Raw genomic sequence first — 13,559 nt, 5'->3', positions numbered from 1 at the left:
CGGTGAGCAGGACCGGGGTGAGGCCCAGGGCGCGGAACCGGGCGACGGCCTCGGCGCTGGTGGGCTTGACCGCGTCCGCCACTTCCAGGACGGCGCGCACCGCCCCGTCCCAGGCGACCGTGACCGCGGTGCGGCCCCCGGCCTCCGCCGCGGTGCGGGCCTCGGCCAGTTCCCGGGGGGTCTCCAGGGCGTTCTCCGCGAGGAGTCCCTCCCGTCCCGCGAGTACCTTCCGGCCGTCGACGGTGCCCCGCACGCCGAGCCCGGCGATGTTCTCGAAGTCCTCGACACCCGGGAGCGCCCCCACGCGCTCCCGCGCGCCCGCCGCGATCGCCCGGGCGATGGGGTGCTCGGAGGCGTGCTCCAGGGCGCCGGCCAGTCGCAGCACCGTCTCCTCGTCCTCGCCGTCGGCGGTGTGGACGGCCAGGAGGGTCATCTTCCCGGTGGTGACGGTGCCGGTCTTGTCCAGGACGACGGTGTCCACGCGCCGGGTGGACTCCAGCACCTCGGGGCCCTTGATGAGGATGCCGAGCTGGGCGCCGCGTCCGGTGCCGACCAGCAGCGCGGTGGGGGTGGCCAGGCCCAGGGCGCAGGGGCAGGCGATGATCAGGACGGCGACGGCGGCGGTGAACGCGGCGGCCGGCCCCTGGCCGGTGCCGAGCCAGTAGCCGAGGGTGCCCAGCGAGATCAGCAGCACGACGGGGACGAAGACCGCCGAGACGCGGTCGGCGAGGCGCTGCACCTCGGCCTTGCCGCTCTGGGCGTCCTCGACCAGCTTCGCCATCCGGGCGAGCTGGGTGTCCGCGCCGACCCGGGTGGCCTCGACGACCAGCCGCCCGGAGGTGTTGACGGTCGCCCCGGTCACCGGGTCGCCCGCCGAGACGTCCACCGGTACCGACTCGCCGGTGAGCATGGAGGCGTCCACCGCGGAGGAGCCCTCGACGACGGTGCCGTCCGTGGCGATCTTCTCGCCGGGACGGACCACGAACCGGTCTCCGGGCCTCAGCTCGGAGACGGGCACCGGCACCTCGCGGCCTCCCCGCAGGACGGTGACCTCCTTGGCGCCCAGTTCCAGCAGGGCGCGCAGGGCCGCGCCCGCGCTCCGCCTCGAACGCGCCTCCATCCAGCGGCCGAGCAGGATGAACGTGGTCACCCCGGCCGCGACCTCCAGGTAGAGGGCCGAGGAGGCGTCCGCGCGGGAGACCGTCAGGTCGAAGCCGTGCCGCATCCCGGGCATGCCGGCGTCGCCGAGGAACAGCGCCCACAGCGACCAGCCGAAGGCGGCCGAGGTGCCCACCGAGACGAGGGTGTCCATGGTGGCGGCGCCGTGCCGGAGGTTGGTCCAGGCGGCCCGGTGGAAGGGCAGCGCGCCCCAGACCACCACGGGCGCGGCGAGGGTCAGACAGAGCCACTGCCAGTTGTCGAACTGCAGGGCGGGAACCATCGACAGCAGCACGACGGGCAGGGACAGCGTCAGCGAGACCAGGAAGCGGCGGCGCAGCGCGTCCGGCTCGCGGTCGCCGCCCCCGCCGCTCCCCGTGCCGCCGCCGTCCGGCTCTCCGGCGGGGGCGGGCGGTTCGGGGAGCCGGGCGGTGTAGCCGGTTCTCTCGACCGTGGCGATCAGGTCGTCCACGGTGACCCCGCCGGCGCAGGTGATGCGGGCCTTCTCCGTGGCGAGGTTGACCGTGGCGGTCACGCCGTCCATCCGGTTGAGCTTCTTCTCGACGCGGGTGGCGCAGGCGGCGCAGGTCATCCCGCCGATGGCGAGTTCGATCTCGGTGGTGGACGCCGGGGCCTCGGAGGTGGTGCTGCTCATGGTGGCTCCGTGGGGGTGTGGGACGGTCCGGGGAGGGGCCGCACCGGGCCGCCCCTCCCGGCACGGTGGGCGGTACGGCCCCTTCCGGGCCGGGTGCCGGAGGCGGTCAGGCCCGCCCGACGAGCTCGTAGCCCGCCTCGTCGACGGCGGCGCGCACGGCGTCGTCGTCGGGCTCGCGGGTGGAGACGACGGTCACCAGACCGGTGGAGGCGGCGGCCTTCACGTCGGTGACGCCGTCGAGCCCGGAGATCTCGGCGGTGACCGCGCCCTCGCAGTGGCCGCAGGTCATGCCGGTGACCTTGTAGGTGGTGGTGACGGTGCTCATGGCTTGCACTCCCTCGGAGTCTTGGGAAACGCTCGGGCCGCGTGTGGATACGCGTTCCCGGCAACGGAGAACATCATACCCTTGGGGGGTATTCCCGGAGGGGAGCGGTCCCTGTGTCGCCCGGGGTTCCGGGAGGGGAGCGCGGAGGCGCGGCGGAGGCCCGGGCGTTCCCGGGGACGTCCGGGGAGAGGAGGAGGGGCCGGACCCCGGCGGGGATCCGGCCCCGGCGGGCGAACGGAACAGGGGGAGCCGCTCGCCCGCTCGGCCGGCCGGGGCGGGCGCGGCCCGCGTCCCGGCCGGACGTCTCACCGCCGCCCGGGCCCGTAGAAGGCGGGGCGTTCGATCATCTCCACGGGGGTGCGCCGCCCGGTGGCCTGTGCGACGACGCCCGCCCGGCTGACGGCGGCGACCGCGTAGCCGTCCCAGGCGCTGGGGCCGGTGACCTCCCCGCGCCGGGCGGCGTCCACCCACAGCCGCACCTCGCGGTCGTAGGCGTCGCCGAAGCGCTCCAGGTAGCCCTGGGCGATCTCGCCGCCCCAGCGGCCGGCGGTCCGGGTGACCATGCCGTGGTCGTCGCCGATGCGGGCGGTGCCCCGCTCGCAGACGGCCTCGGTCCGCACCTGGTAGCCGAAGCCGCAGTGGGCGAAGATCTCGACGTCGACGAGCGCGCCGCCGTCGGTCTCGAAGATCACCAGCTGGGGGTCGTCCAGCGCCTCGGACGGCCCGGACCCGGGCGCCGGCCGGAGGACGGTGACGGCGGTGATCTCCTGCCCCAGCAGCCAGCGGGTGCTGTCCATCTCGTGCGCCACGCAGTCGGTGATCAGCATCTCGCGGGTGAAGTACGGGTGCACCGAGACGTTGCGGTGGCGGCAGTGGAGCATCAGCGGGCGGCCCAGGCCCCCCTCCGCCAGCGTCCTCCTCAGCCGCGTGTAATCGGCGTCGAAGCGCCGCATGAAACCGACCTGCACCCGGCGCCGCCCCAGCCGCTGTTCGGCCTCCAGCACGCGCAGCGCGGAGTCGGGGTCCGGGGTGAGGGGTTTCTCGCACAGCACCGGCAGATCGCGTTCGAAGGCGGCCGACAGCGCCTCCTCGTGGGCCGGGCCGGGGGAGGCGATGAGCACCGCGTCCACCTCGGGGGACGCGATCGCCGCGGCCGGTTCGGTGTACGCGGCGCAGCCCTCGACGGTTTCGGCGACCGCCCGGGCCCGGTCGCCGTCGACGTCCGCCACGGCGGCGACGCGGGCCCCGCCGACGACGCCGTCGATGCGCCGGACGTGGTCGGCTCCCATCGTGCCGACGCCGATCACCGCCACGCCGAGCGGTCCGTTGGCGGCCATGGGCGGAAGACTCCTCTCACCGGTCCGCGGACGGGACCGGACGGGACCGGACGGGACCGGACGGGGATCGGACGGGTCAGGCGCGGGCCGGACGGGTCAGGCGCGGGCCGCGGAGGGTCCGTCGGACGGTGCGGCGCCGTCCGGGAGATCCTCCGCGTCCACGCCGCCGTCCCGGGCCAGTTCGTGCCTGAGCGCGGCCAGTTCGGAGCCGCCCGCCATGTGGTGGGTGAGCTCCTCCAGGGTGACCCGCTCGCGGGGGGCGTCCAGTTCGACCTCCCCCAGGCGCAGCACCGTGAAGTGGTCGCCGACCAGATGGGCGTGGTGCGGGTTGTGGGTGATGAAGACGACGCCCAGGCCGCGTTCGCGGGCTGCGGCGATGTGCTTCAGCACCACACCGGACTGCTTGACGCCCAGCGCCGCCGTCGGCTCGTCCAGGATCAGCACCCGGGCGCCGAAGTGGACGGCGCGCGCGATGGCCACGGACTGCCGCTGGCCGCCGGAGAGGGTGCCGACGGGTCGCTCCAGGTCGTCCAGGACGATGCCCATGGCGCGCAGCTCCCGGTCGGCGACGCTCTTCATCCTCGCGATGTCCAGCCGCCGGAAGGGCCAGGGGCCGCGGGTGAGCTCCGAGCCGAGGAAGAAGTTCCGCCACACCGGCATCAGCGGCACGGTGGCCAGGTCCTGGTAGACGGTGGCGATGCCGCGTTCCAGGGCTTCGCGGGGGCCGGAGAGGCGCACCGGTTCGCCGTCGATCAGGTACTCGCCCTCGGTGTGCCGGTGCAGCCCGGAGACGATCTTGATGAGGGTGGACTTGCCCGCGCCGTTGTCGCCGAGGACGCAGCTCACCCGGCCGGGGCGCACCTGGAGGTCCACCCCGCGCAGCGCGTGGACGTTGCCGTAGGACTTCCCGACGTTCCGGAGGACGACGACCGGCTCGGCGCCGGCGCCCTCGGCGCTTCCGGTGGTTCCGGTGGTTGCCATGGGGGTCACCTCCTGGTCGCCGAGCGGCGGACCCACAGATTGACGAGAGTCGCGAACAGGAGCATGACGCCGAGGAAGAACTTGAACCAGTCCGGGTTCCAGTTCGCGTAGACGATGCCCTGGGAGACCATGCCGAAGATGAGGGCGCCGATCACCGCCCCGGCCGCGGAGCCGTAGCCGCCGGTGAGCAGGCAGCCGCCGATCACCGCGGCGATGATGTACAGGAACTCGTTGCCGACGCCCTCGGACGCCTGGACGGTGCTGAACGAGAACAGCAGGTGCATCCCGACGAACCAGGCGGCGAACCCGACTCCCATGAACAGCGTGACCTTGGTGAAGGTGACGGGGACGCCGACGGCGCGGGCGCTGTCCTGGTCGCCGCCGACCGCGAAGACCCAGTTGCCGTACCTGGTGCGCAGCAGCAGCCAGGTGGCGAGGGCCGCGAAGAGCAGCCACCACAGCACGGTGATCTTGACATCGACCCCGCCGACGGTGATCTCCGAGGCGAAGACGGCCTTCGCCTGGTCGAAGCCGTCCATGTCGCGGATGGAGTCGCTGGCGACGTTGTCGGTGAACAGCTTGGTGATCGCCAGGTTGAGGCCCTGGAGCATCAGGAAGGTGCCGAGCGTGACGAGGAAGCTCGGCAGCCCCGTCCTGACCAGCAGGAACCCGTTGAGCGCGCCGACCGCCAGGGAGAAGACCAGGGCGACGACGACGCCCGACCAGACGTTCAGGGTGAGCTGGAAGCTGAGGATGGCCGCCGTCAGAGCGGAGCTGGTCACCGCGACGCCGGCGGACAGGTCGAACTCGCCGCCGATCATCAGCAGGGCCACGGCCAGCGCCATGATGCCCATGGTCGAGGCCTGGTAGAGCACGGTGGCCGTGGAGTCGATCTGGCGGAAGGCCGGGGCGGCGGCGAAGAAGAAGGCGTAGACGGCGATCGCGCCGATGAGCGCGCCGATCTCGGGGCGGCCCAGCAGCCGGCGCAGCAGGGAGCGCTCGGCGGTGCGGCCGTCCCGGTCCCGGCCGGGGACCGGGACCGGCGCCTCCTCCGCCGCGGCGGGGACGGGGGCCGCGGGAGTGGCTGCCTGGGACATGCCGGTCACCGGGTTCCCTTCTCGGCGAACCCGGCGATGTCCTCGACGTTGCTCCTGTCGACGAACGCCGGCCCGGTCAGGACCGGTTCCCGGCCGCCGCCGCTGTAGTTGCCGTTGGTCCGGTGGAGCCAGAGGGCGTCGACGGCCAGGTAGCCCTGGAGGTAGGGCTGCTGGTCGACGGCGAACTCGATGTCGCCGTCCTCGACCGCCTCGACCAGGTCCTTGTTGAGGTCGAAGGTGGCGACCTTCGCCTCGCTGCCCGACTCGTCCACCGACTGGACGGCGGTCATGGCGAAGGGCGCGCCCAGGGTGACGACGTAGTCGATGGAGGAGTCCTGGCGCAGCTTGGCCGCGATGGTGGACTTCACCGAGGGCATGTCGGTGCCGTTGACGTAGAGGGTCTCGATCTCGCCCTCGAAGGTCTCCTCGACGCCGGCGCAGCGTCCCTCCAGGCCCACGTGGCCCTGCTCGTGGATCACGCAGAGGCTGCGCCCGGCCCCCAGTTCGTTGAGCTTCTCCCCGAACGCCTCGCCCGCGACCCGGTCGTCCTGCCCGAAGAAGGAGAGCGCGCCCTGCTCCTTCCAGGAGTCCAGGCCGGCGTTGAGGGCGACGACCGGGATGCCCGCCTTGCGCGCCTTGGCGACGGCGGACTTCATGGCGTCGGGCTTGGCCAGGGTGACGGCTATGCCGTCGACCTTCTGGTCGATGGCGTTCTGGACGAGGTTGGCCTGCTCGGACGCCTTGGGGTCGCTGGAGTACACCAGCTCGACGTTGTCCTTGGCGGCCGCCGTCTGGGCGCCCTTGCGGACCAGGTCCCAGAAGGTGTCGCCGGGGGCGGAGTGGGTGACCAGGGCGATCTTCATACGGGGGGTGTCCGCCCGGCCGGTGGACGCCTCCTCCTGGGCTTCCTGCGCCTTCTTGCCGCCGGAACTGCTGGAACAGCCGGCGAGGACCAGAACGCCCGCCGCGCAGGCGGCTGCGAAGGCGGTTCTGCGGGCGTGACGGATGGTGCGGTTCATGGTCGTCCTGCACCTCGCTGGTGGAGTGAACGGAAAGAGGGACCGGGTCGGCCGGGCGGTGGGGAGCGCGTCCCGCGCGCCGGGGGCGCTTCCGGCCGCTGGACCGGGCGCGCCTCCGCGCCGGAGGGGGCGGCTCCTTGAACGCTCGACTGCCCATACTTTGTCATGACAACACTTCATCTTGACGTAACAGGCCGATAACATTGCGCGGAAGCGGTCCGGACGTCCTTATGTAACGACAAATTATGGACGGGGGGTGGCGGCATGTCCGTGCGCGAGGAGCCGCCGCCGGTCCCGCCCGGTAGGGTGCGGCGGACGATCGCCGAGGGGGAGGGGAGGCCGATGGCGGAGGCAGACGCGCCGGACGGGCAGCCGTGGTGGGTGCTGTCCGAGCGGGAGGCCCGGGCCGGGGAGCGGCGCGTACAGCGGGAGACCCCGCCCCACCTGCGCTTCGAGCCCACCCGCACCCTGGCGGCCGTCACCGTGGCGCTGCTCGGGGTGTGCGCGGCGGCGGACGCGTTCTCGCTCGCCGTGAGCGTCTGGCGGTACACGCTCGTCCGGGGGGAGGCCGGCTCGCCGCGGTACGGCGCCGACCCGCTGATGCCGGCGGACCTGCTGTACGCGGCCCCGGGCCTCCTGTGGACCCTCGCCCTGGTGGCGACGGCGATCCCGTTCCTGATGTGGTTCCACCGCTCCCGCCTCAACGCCGAGGCGTTCGACGCGGCGGGGCAGCGGATGGGCGCCGGCTGGGCGGTGGGCGCCTGGTTCGTACCGGTGGCCAACCTCTGGCTCCCCAAGAGGATCGCCGATGACGTCTGGGACGCCAGCAGCCCGCCCGGCGCGGACGGCACGGTCCGCTACCGGGCGTCCAGGGGGCCGCTGAACGCCTGGTGGGCCCTGTGGCTGGCCGCGAACGTCCTCTCCGGGATCGCGGGCGCCTGGTACGAGGAGGCCGAGACCTTCCAGGAGGCCGGGGGCGCCGCCGTCCTCAACGCCCTCTCCGGGGGCGTCGGCGTTCTCGCCGCCGTGCTGGCGATCCGCTTCGTCCGCCGGCTGACCGGCATGCAGTACGCCCTCCACGCGCACCGCCTGGCGCTCGCCGCGGAGCCGACCGCGCGGTGACCATCCGTCCCCGTGCCCGGACCGGGCACGGGGCGCCGGCCGGCCCGCGAGGCCGGCCGGGCCGGCCTGTCAGCCCTCGCGCCCGACGGTGTCCTCACGGGTCGCGCCGGAGGGCCGCTGGTAGACGTCCGGGATGTTGTCGTGGTCCTCGTCCCGGTTCTCCTCCTCCCACAGCCGCTTGTACTTGGCGTTGCGGGCCCGGAGGAAGACGCAGGCGAAGAGCGCGGAGACCAGCGAGCCGATCAGGACCGCCGCCTTGACGTGCTCGGCGGTCTCGGCGTCGGTGAAGGCCAGTTCGCCCACCAGCAGCGAGACGGTGAAGCCGATCCCGGCGAGCATCGCGACGCCCGCCAGGTCCGCCCAGGCCAGGTCCTTGCTGAGCTGGGCCCGGGTGAAGCGGGCGGCCAGGTAGGTGCCGCCGAAGACCCCGACGAGCTTGCCGAGGAACAGGCCGATCATCACGCCCAGCGCCTCGGGCTGGCGGAAGGTCTCGGCCAGCGCGCCGCCGGAGATGCCCACGCCCGCCGAGAACAGGGCGAACACCGGGACCGCGAAGCCGGCCGACAGGGGCCGCACCAGGTGCTCGATCCGCTCGGCCGGGGACTCCTTCTCGGCCGGGTAGCCCTCGCTTCCCTTGAGCGGGACGACCCGCAGCAGCATGCCCATCGCGACGCCGGCGATGGTGGCGTGCACCCCGCTGGCGTGCATCAGCGCCCAGATGACGACGCCGAGCGGCACGTACACGTACCAGCCCCGCACCCGCAGCCTCTGGTGGAGGAACCAGAACACCGCCAGTCCGGCCAGGGCCCCGGCCAGGGCGGTCAGGTTGAGGGCGGAGGTGTAGAAGACGGCGATGACGATGATCGCGCCGAGGTCGTCGACGATGGCGAGGGTGAGCAGGAACGCCCGGATGCCGGAGGGCAGGTTGGTGCCGATCACGGCGAGCACGCCGAGCGCGAAGGCGATGTCGGTGGCCATCGGCACGGCCCAGCCGTCCATCTGCCCGCCGCCCGCGGCGTTGACGGCCACGTAGAACAGGGCGGGCACCACCATGCCGCAGACCGCGGCGACCACCGGGAGCGCCGCCGCGGCCGGACGCCGCAGCTCGCCCAGGAGGAGTTCGCGCTTCAGCTCGATGCCGGCGACGAAGAAGAAGATCGTCAGGAGGCCGTCCGACGCCCAGTGGCCCACCGACAGGTCGAGGTGGAGCTCGGGGATGCCGAAGTGGAAGTCGCGGACGGACTCGTACACGTCCCCCCACGGGGAGTTCGCCCACACCAGCGCCACCACGGCCGCGGCGAGCAGCACCATGCCGCCGACGGTCTCGGTGCGCAGCGCGTCCAGCAGGAAGCGCCGCTCCTGGAAGGGGGGCAGGCCGAACAGGGACGTGCGCTGCTTGGGGGGAGACGACATGGGCGGGCCTTTCGGAGTCGGTTCGCGGACAGGGGTGGAACGTCGCCGACCAGACTTCCCGGCACACCTATGAAGATATGGAACGAGCCGACGCGGTTGATCATGCGGCAGCCCCCTCCACCGTACCCGTACAGACGTCCGGTCATACCCGCGGGGGAGGCGGCATCCGGGGTGGGCGCGCTCCCACCGCCCCCGGCCGCGGCCCGTCCCCGCCGTCCCGCGCGCCGCGCCCCGGCGGCCCGGGGCCGTACGCTGTGCCCGGTGACCCGGGCTGCACGGCCCGGCACGGAGGGTTTGGAACGAGGGACGGAGGGCCGGGCCCGGATGAGGAAGCGCGGCGGAATACCCGACTCCTACCTCGGCGACTACCCCGTCCTGCTCGCGGAGGTCTCCGAGACCGGGCGGCTGCCGCGCCGCGCCGAACTCGACGCCTCCCGCGAGGTGGGCGAGCGCGCCGCCGAGGCGGGCCACGGTCTGCGCGAACTGGTCGGCCTCTACCTGTCCGAGACGCGGCGGCTGTGGGGCACCCTGCCCGGGGTCGCCCGGTCGGCCACGGCCGCGGAGCGGGCCCGCACGGGGGACGCGCTGCTGGCCGCCGTCGAGGCCGTCGTCGCCGCGCTCGGCGAGGGGCACGAGCGGGCCCAGCGGCTGGTCGTGCGGCAGGAGGAGGCCGAGCGCCGCGAGTTCGTGGACGACCTGCTCTACGGCCGCAGCGACCTGGGCCGGCTCGCCGAGCGGGCCCAGCGCTTCGGTCTGCGACTGGCCCGCGCGCACGTGGTCGCGGTGGCCGCGGGCACCGAGAAGTACGACGACGTCCACCCCGCCGTCCGCCGCATCGAGCGCGAGCTGGTGGCCCGCTTCGGCGAACGCGACGTGCTGCTGGCCAGCAAGGAGGGGCGGCTGGTGTGCATCGCCGCCAGCGCGGAGCGGGCGGTGCTGGACGCCTTCGCCCGCCTCGCCGAGAATCCCGGCCCCGGGTACCCGCCGGCCCGGCGCGTGGCGATCGGCCGCGGCCACAGCGGACCGAGCGGTGTGGTGCGCTCCTACGAGGAGGCGCTGACCGCCCTCGACGTCGCCGACCGGCTCGACCTGGAGGGAGTCCGGCTCAACGCCTCGGAACTGCTGGTCTTCCCCGTGCTGCTGCGCGACCGCGCGGCGATGGCCGACCTGGTGCGGAGCGTCCTGGGCCCGCTCACCCAGGCCCGCGGCGGCGCCAAGCCGCTGCTGGACACCCTGGCGATGTGCTCGGCGGCCGGCTACGTGAACGCCGAGGCCGCCCGCCGGCTGGGCGTGAGCGTGCGGACCCTGACGTACCGCCTGGCGCGCATCCGCACCCTGACCGGCTACGACCCGGGCGACGGTCTCCAGCGCTACACCCTGGAGACCGCCGCGATGGGCGCCCGGCTGCTGGGCTGGCCCGACAAGCCGCTCTAGGCGTACCCGGTCCCGCCGGCGGCCGCGCGGTCGGCGGCGGGGAGGAAATCACGAATCCGGCTTGACCCTCACGTTGCGTGAGGCCTGAGGGTGGGGTGCATGAGCGACCACTACAACGCTTTCGACATCAGCCCCGTGCCCGCCCCCGGCCCGGACGCGGTTCCGCCGGAGCCGTTCCGCGGCATCTACGGAATGCCCGCGTTCGCGACGATCCCCACGGACGACCTGGCGGCGTCGGTGGACTTCTGGACTCGCGGGCTCGGGTTCTTCGAACTGTTCGGCATCCCCGGCCGGCTCGTGCATCTGCGCCGCTGGGCGTTCCAGGACGTGCTCCTGGTTGCGGAGGAGAGCGTTCCGGAGCGGGCGCCGGCGATCGGCCTCAGTTTCGCGTGCGTGCTCAGCCAGGTCGATCCCCTCGTCGAGGCCTGTCGTGCGCTGCGCCCGGACTCGGTCGACGGTCCGCGGGACACCCCCTGGAACACCCGTGACGTGGAGGTGATCACCCCCGAGAACGCCCGGATCGTCTTCACCGCGGCGAAGCCCTTCGACCCGGACAGCCAGGAGGCGCGGAACCTTGCGGCCGTCGGAATCACCCCGCCGGGACTCGGCGACAATGAGGGGCATGCCTGATGCCGCTGACGCCGACGGCCTGACCGTCGGCCAGGTCTCGGCGCGTCTGGGCGTGACGGTCCGCGCGCTGCACCACTGGGACGAGATCGGCCTGGCGCGGCCGTCGCTGCGCACGGCTGCCGGATACCGGCTCTACACCGCCGGCGACCTGGAACGCCTGCACCGCATCGTCGTCTACCGCGAACTCGGTCTCGGCCTGGACGGGATCCGGAGCGTCCTGGACGACTCGACCGCGGACGTGCCCGGCGCGCTGCGCGCGCAGCGCGCCCAGGTCGCCGAACGGATCGAGCGCCTCCGGCGGCTCGGCGCCGGACTGGACCGGATGATCGACGCCCACGAGCGCGGCCTGCTGCTGACCGCCGAGCAGCAGGCCGCGATCTTCGGCCCCCGGTGGAACCCGGACTGGTCCGCCCAGGCCCGCCGGCGCTACGGGGACACGGAGCAATGGCGGCAGTACGCCGAACGCTCGGCCTCCCGCGGTCCGGAGGAGTGGCAGGCCGTCGCCGACGCCGTCGCCGAGTTCGACCGCGCCCTCGGGGACGCGATGGACGCCGGCGTCACGCCCGGCAGCCCGGAGGCGAACCGACTCGTCGAGCGGCACCGCGAGGTTTTCGCCTCGTACTTCCCCCTCACCAGGCAGATGCAGGTCTGCCTCGGCCGCATGTTCGAGACCGATCCGGGGTTCGCCGCCCACTACGACGGCATCCGCGCCGGCCTGGCCACGTGGTTCCGCCGGATCATCGACGCCGACGCGCGTGCCCACGGCATCGACCCCGACACCGCGACCTGGGAGTAGGGCGCGGGGCCGGAAGCCCGTACCCGTGGGGTGCCCCACCGCGGCGCTCGGGCCGGGCGTCGAGCGCCGCGGTGGGGCACCCCACGGCCCCCGGCGGCCGATCGGCCGACCGCGGCCGGCCTCGGCCGACTTCGTGAACGGGTACGGCCGGGCGGGAGGCGCTCGGGTGCGGGAGGGGCGGAGGTCAGGCGTCCGCGCGGCGCAGCTCGACCACCGGGATCGTCCGTCCCGCGCGGCTCTGGTGCTCGGTGAAGAACGGCTGCTGCCGCACGGCCTCCTCGAACAGCTCGTCCCGTTCCCGTCCCGAGGGCACGACGGCGGTCGCCGGGAACTCCTCGTCCCCGATCTCGACGGTCACGGCGGGGTGGGCGACCACGTTGCGGTACCAGTCCGGGTGGCGCGGCGCCCCGTTGGCGGAGGCGATGACGCACAGCCGGCCGTTCAGGCGGAGGAACATCAGCGGGGTGGTCCGGCGCTTCCCGCTCCGGGCGCCGGTGTGCGTGAGCAGCAGCAGTTTCCCGGCGTCGATGCGATCGCCGATCATCCCCTTGCCCCCGTTGGCCCGGAACTGCTCGATCACATGCCGGTTGAACGCCGCGATGTCCATGGTCTTCTCCTGACGGTCGGTCGGTTCCCGTCCGGGAACGATAGGGCCGGTTCCTCCGGAAGGGGACGCTCCGCAGCGGTGTCCGGAGCGGTTCCACCTGTTGCCGGACGTGAACAGGGCGTGAAGACTGCCGGATCCCGGCAATGTGGGAGTTGACGCTGACGTGTCAACATACGAGCGCGCCGCAGCCGTCAAGGGGGTGGAGAGATGAGCGAGTTCATGCGTGCCGCCATGGACTTCCCCGCCAGTCTGTTCGGGTTCGGACTCCTGGTGGTGCTCCTCTACTGGCTGTCGGTGCTGGTGGGGGTGGTGGGCGTCGATGTCCTGGACGGGGGAGAGGGCATCGACGCCGACACGCCGCCACCCGGCCCGGCGGGGGTGCTGGCCGCCGCCGGACTGGGCGGAGCACCCGTCACCGTCACCCTGTCGCTCCTGATCGCCCTTGCCTGGTTCGTGTCACTGAGCGGTACCGCCCTGACCGAGAGCACCCCGGCGCGCGTGCTGGTCCTGCCCGCCGCGCTGCTCGCCGCCTGGGGCGGCACCCGGCTGCTGGTCCGCCCGCTGAGCCGGCCGGCGCTCCGCGAGAGCGGGACCAGCCGCCGCGACCTCGTCGGCCGGACGTGCACGATCCGCACCGGCCACGTCAGCCACCGCTTCGGCCAGGCCGAGATCACCACGGACGACGGCTCGACGGTGCTGGTCCAGGTCCGCGCCCGGGGCGAGGACGCCGCCGCCCTCTGCGCCGGGCGCACCGCCCTGGTCTTCGACTACGACGCCGACGGCGAGTTCTTCCACGTCACCCCCTGGGACCCCGCACCGGCCCCCGAACGCCCGGCGCGCTGAGCGCGCCGCACCCGCCCGCGGCACCCCGCACCCTTTCGCACCCCCCGCGTCTTTTCCGCGCAAGCCGCCGTCCGGACGCCCCGCCGCGTCCCCGTGCGCCCGCACCGGCACTCACAAGCTCACAAGCCCGCACGACCCGACA

The 13,559-nt window shown here is 73.6% G+C and carries 13 protein-coding genes; 5 read left to right on the top strand and 8 right to left on the bottom strand.

Going from position 1 to position 13,559, the window contains the following annotated elements; genetic code table 11:
- From ABD358_RS06050 to ABD358_RS06025, 6 genes are all read right to left on the bottom strand, one after another.
- The coding region (locus tag ABD358_RS06050; protein WP_344629787.1) for a heavy metal translocating P-type ATPase at positions 1–1,813 on the bottom strand (1,813 nt) is incomplete at its 3' end.
- A 106-nt stretch (positions 1,814–1,919) separates the two neighbouring features.
- A complete protein-coding gene (locus ABD358_RS06045) occupies positions 1,920–2,147 on the bottom strand; it encodes a heavy-metal-associated domain-containing protein (RefSeq protein WP_425576255.1) in 228 nt (75 codons plus the stop codon).
- Positions 2,148–2,443: 296 nt separating this feature from the next.
- On the bottom strand, positions 2,444–3,475 hold the full coding sequence (locus tag ABD358_RS06040; protein ID WP_344629785.1) for a Gfo/Idh/MocA family protein: 1,032 nt from the start codon (positions 3,473–3,475) through the stop codon (positions 2,444–2,446).
- A gap of 96 nt (positions 3,476–3,571) precedes the next feature.
- Positions 3,572–4,456, bottom strand: coding sequence for an ATP-binding cassette domain-containing protein (locus ABD358_RS06035; RefSeq protein WP_344629784.1), 885 nt, complete (start codon positions 4,454–4,456; stop codon positions 3,572–3,574).
- Positions 4,457–4,461: 5 nt separating this feature from the next.
- Positions 4,462–5,553, bottom strand: a complete 1,092-nt coding sequence (locus tag ABD358_RS06030; RefSeq protein ID WP_344629783.1) for an ABC transporter permease — start codon at positions 5,551–5,553, stop codon at positions 4,462–4,464.
- Between the two features lie 5 nt (positions 5,554–5,558).
- On the bottom strand, positions 5,559–6,572 hold the full coding sequence (locus tag ABD358_RS06025; RefSeq protein ID WP_344629782.1) for a sugar ABC transporter substrate-binding protein: 1,014 nt from the start codon (positions 6,570–6,572) through the stop codon (positions 5,559–5,561).
- A 342-nt stretch (positions 6,573–6,914) separates the two neighbouring features.
- Here ABD358_RS06025 and ABD358_RS06020 point away from each other — a divergent pair, with 342 nt between their 5' ends.
- Entirely contained in the window at positions 6,915–7,694 is a 780-nt protein-coding gene (locus ABD358_RS06020) for a DUF4328 domain-containing protein (RefSeq protein WP_344629781.1), read from the top strand.
- A 69-nt stretch (positions 7,695–7,763) separates the two neighbouring features.
- On the opposite strand, the gene nhaA is transcribed toward ABD358_RS06020, so the two are convergent.
- Complete coding sequence (nhaA, locus tag ABD358_RS06015) at positions 7,764–9,107, bottom strand: Na+/H+ antiporter NhaA (RefSeq protein ID WP_344629780.1); 1,344 nt, start codon at positions 9,105–9,107, stop codon at positions 7,764–7,766.
- 324 nt (positions 9,108–9,431) lie between these two features.
- Between nhaA and ABD358_RS06010 the strand changes: the two genes are divergently transcribed.
- From ABD358_RS06010 to ABD358_RS06000, 3 genes are all read left to right on the top strand, one after another.
- Positions 9,432–10,541 (top strand): PucR family transcriptional regulator, encoded by a 1,110-nt coding sequence (locus ABD358_RS06010; RefSeq protein ID WP_344629779.1) that lies wholly within the window; start codon positions 9,432–9,434, stop codon positions 10,539–10,541.
- A 99-nt stretch (positions 10,542–10,640) separates the two neighbouring features.
- Positions 10,641–11,171: a VOC family protein gene (locus tag ABD358_RS06005; protein ID WP_344629778.1), complete on the top strand. Its 531-nt coding sequence runs from the start codon at positions 10,641–10,643 to the stop codon at positions 11,169–11,171.
- Positions 11,164–11,967 (top strand): MerR family transcriptional regulator, encoded by an 804-nt coding sequence (locus tag ABD358_RS06000; RefSeq protein ID WP_344629777.1) that lies wholly within the window; start codon positions 11,164–11,166, stop codon positions 11,965–11,967. The genes ABD358_RS06005 and ABD358_RS06000 overlap by 8 nt, the downstream gene beginning before the upstream one ends.
- 184 nt (positions 11,968–12,151) lie before the next feature.
- Here the strand turns inward: ABD358_RS06000 and ABD358_RS05995 are convergent, their stop codons facing one another.
- Positions 12,152–12,574 carry a nitroreductase family deazaflavin-dependent oxidoreductase gene (locus tag ABD358_RS05995; RefSeq protein WP_344629776.1) on the bottom strand — a complete coding sequence of 141 codons (423 nt, stop codon included), beginning with the start codon at positions 12,572–12,574 and terminating at the stop codon, positions 12,152–12,154.
- Positions 12,575–12,781: 207 nt separating this feature from the next.
- Between ABD358_RS05995 and ABD358_RS05990 the strand changes: the two genes are divergently transcribed.
- Positions 12,782–13,417 (top strand): DUF1449 domain-containing protein, encoded by a 636-nt coding sequence (locus ABD358_RS05990; protein ID WP_344629775.1) that lies wholly within the window; start codon positions 12,782–12,784, stop codon positions 13,415–13,417.
- The last annotated feature ends 142 nt before the right edge of the window (positions 13,418–13,559 follow it).

Source organism: Streptomyces glaucosporus, assembly GCF_039533345.1.
In the GTDB taxonomy this organism is placed as follows: domain Bacteria; phylum Actinomycetota; class Actinomycetes; order Streptomycetales; family Streptomycetaceae; genus Streptomyces; species Streptomyces glaucosporus.
This window is presented reverse-complemented; position numbering and strand designations above follow the sequence as displayed.

Excerpts from the sequence above, each read along its gene's own strand:
- ABD358_RS06000 (WP_344629777.1), top strand. The coding sequence starts at position 11,164 with ATGCCTGATGCCGCTGACGCCGACGGCCTGACCGTCGGCCAGGTCTCG.
- ABD358_RS06040 (WP_344629785.1), bottom strand. The coding sequence starts at position 3,475 with ATGGCCGCCAACGGACCGCTCGGCGTGGCGGTGATCGGCGTCGGCACG.
- ABD358_RS06035 (WP_344629784.1), bottom strand. The coding sequence starts at position 4,456 with ATGGCAACCACCGGAACCACCGGAAGCGCCGAGGGCGCCGGCGCCGAG.
- ABD358_RS06010 (WP_344629779.1), top strand. The coding sequence starts at position 9,432 with ATGAGGAAGCGCGGCGGAATACCCGACTCCTACCTCGGCGACTACCCC.
- ABD358_RS06025 (WP_344629782.1), bottom strand. The coding sequence starts at position 6,572 with ATGAACCGCACCATCCGTCACGCCCGCAGAACCGCCTTCGCAGCCGCC.
- ABD358_RS06020 (WP_344629781.1), top strand. The coding sequence starts at position 6,915 with ATGGCGGAGGCAGACGCGCCGGACGGGCAGCCGTGGTGGGTGCTGTCC.
- ABD358_RS06005 (WP_344629778.1), top strand. The coding sequence starts at position 10,641 with ATGAGCGACCACTACAACGCTTTCGACATCAGCCCCGTGCCCGCCCCC.
- ABD358_RS05990 (WP_344629775.1), top strand. The coding sequence starts at position 12,782 with ATGAGCGAGTTCATGCGTGCCGCCATGGACTTCCCCGCCAGTCTGTTC.
- nhaA (WP_344629780.1), bottom strand. The coding sequence starts at position 9,107 with ATGTCGTCTCCCCCCAAGCAGCGCACGTCCCTGTTCGGCCTGCCCCCC.
- ABD358_RS06030 (WP_344629783.1), bottom strand. The coding sequence starts at position 5,553 with ATGTCCCAGGCAGCCACTCCCGCGGCCCCCGTCCCCGCCGCGGCGGAG.
- ABD358_RS05995 (WP_344629776.1), bottom strand. The coding sequence starts at position 12,574 with ATGGACATCGCGGCGTTCAACCGGCATGTGATCGAGCAGTTCCGGGCC.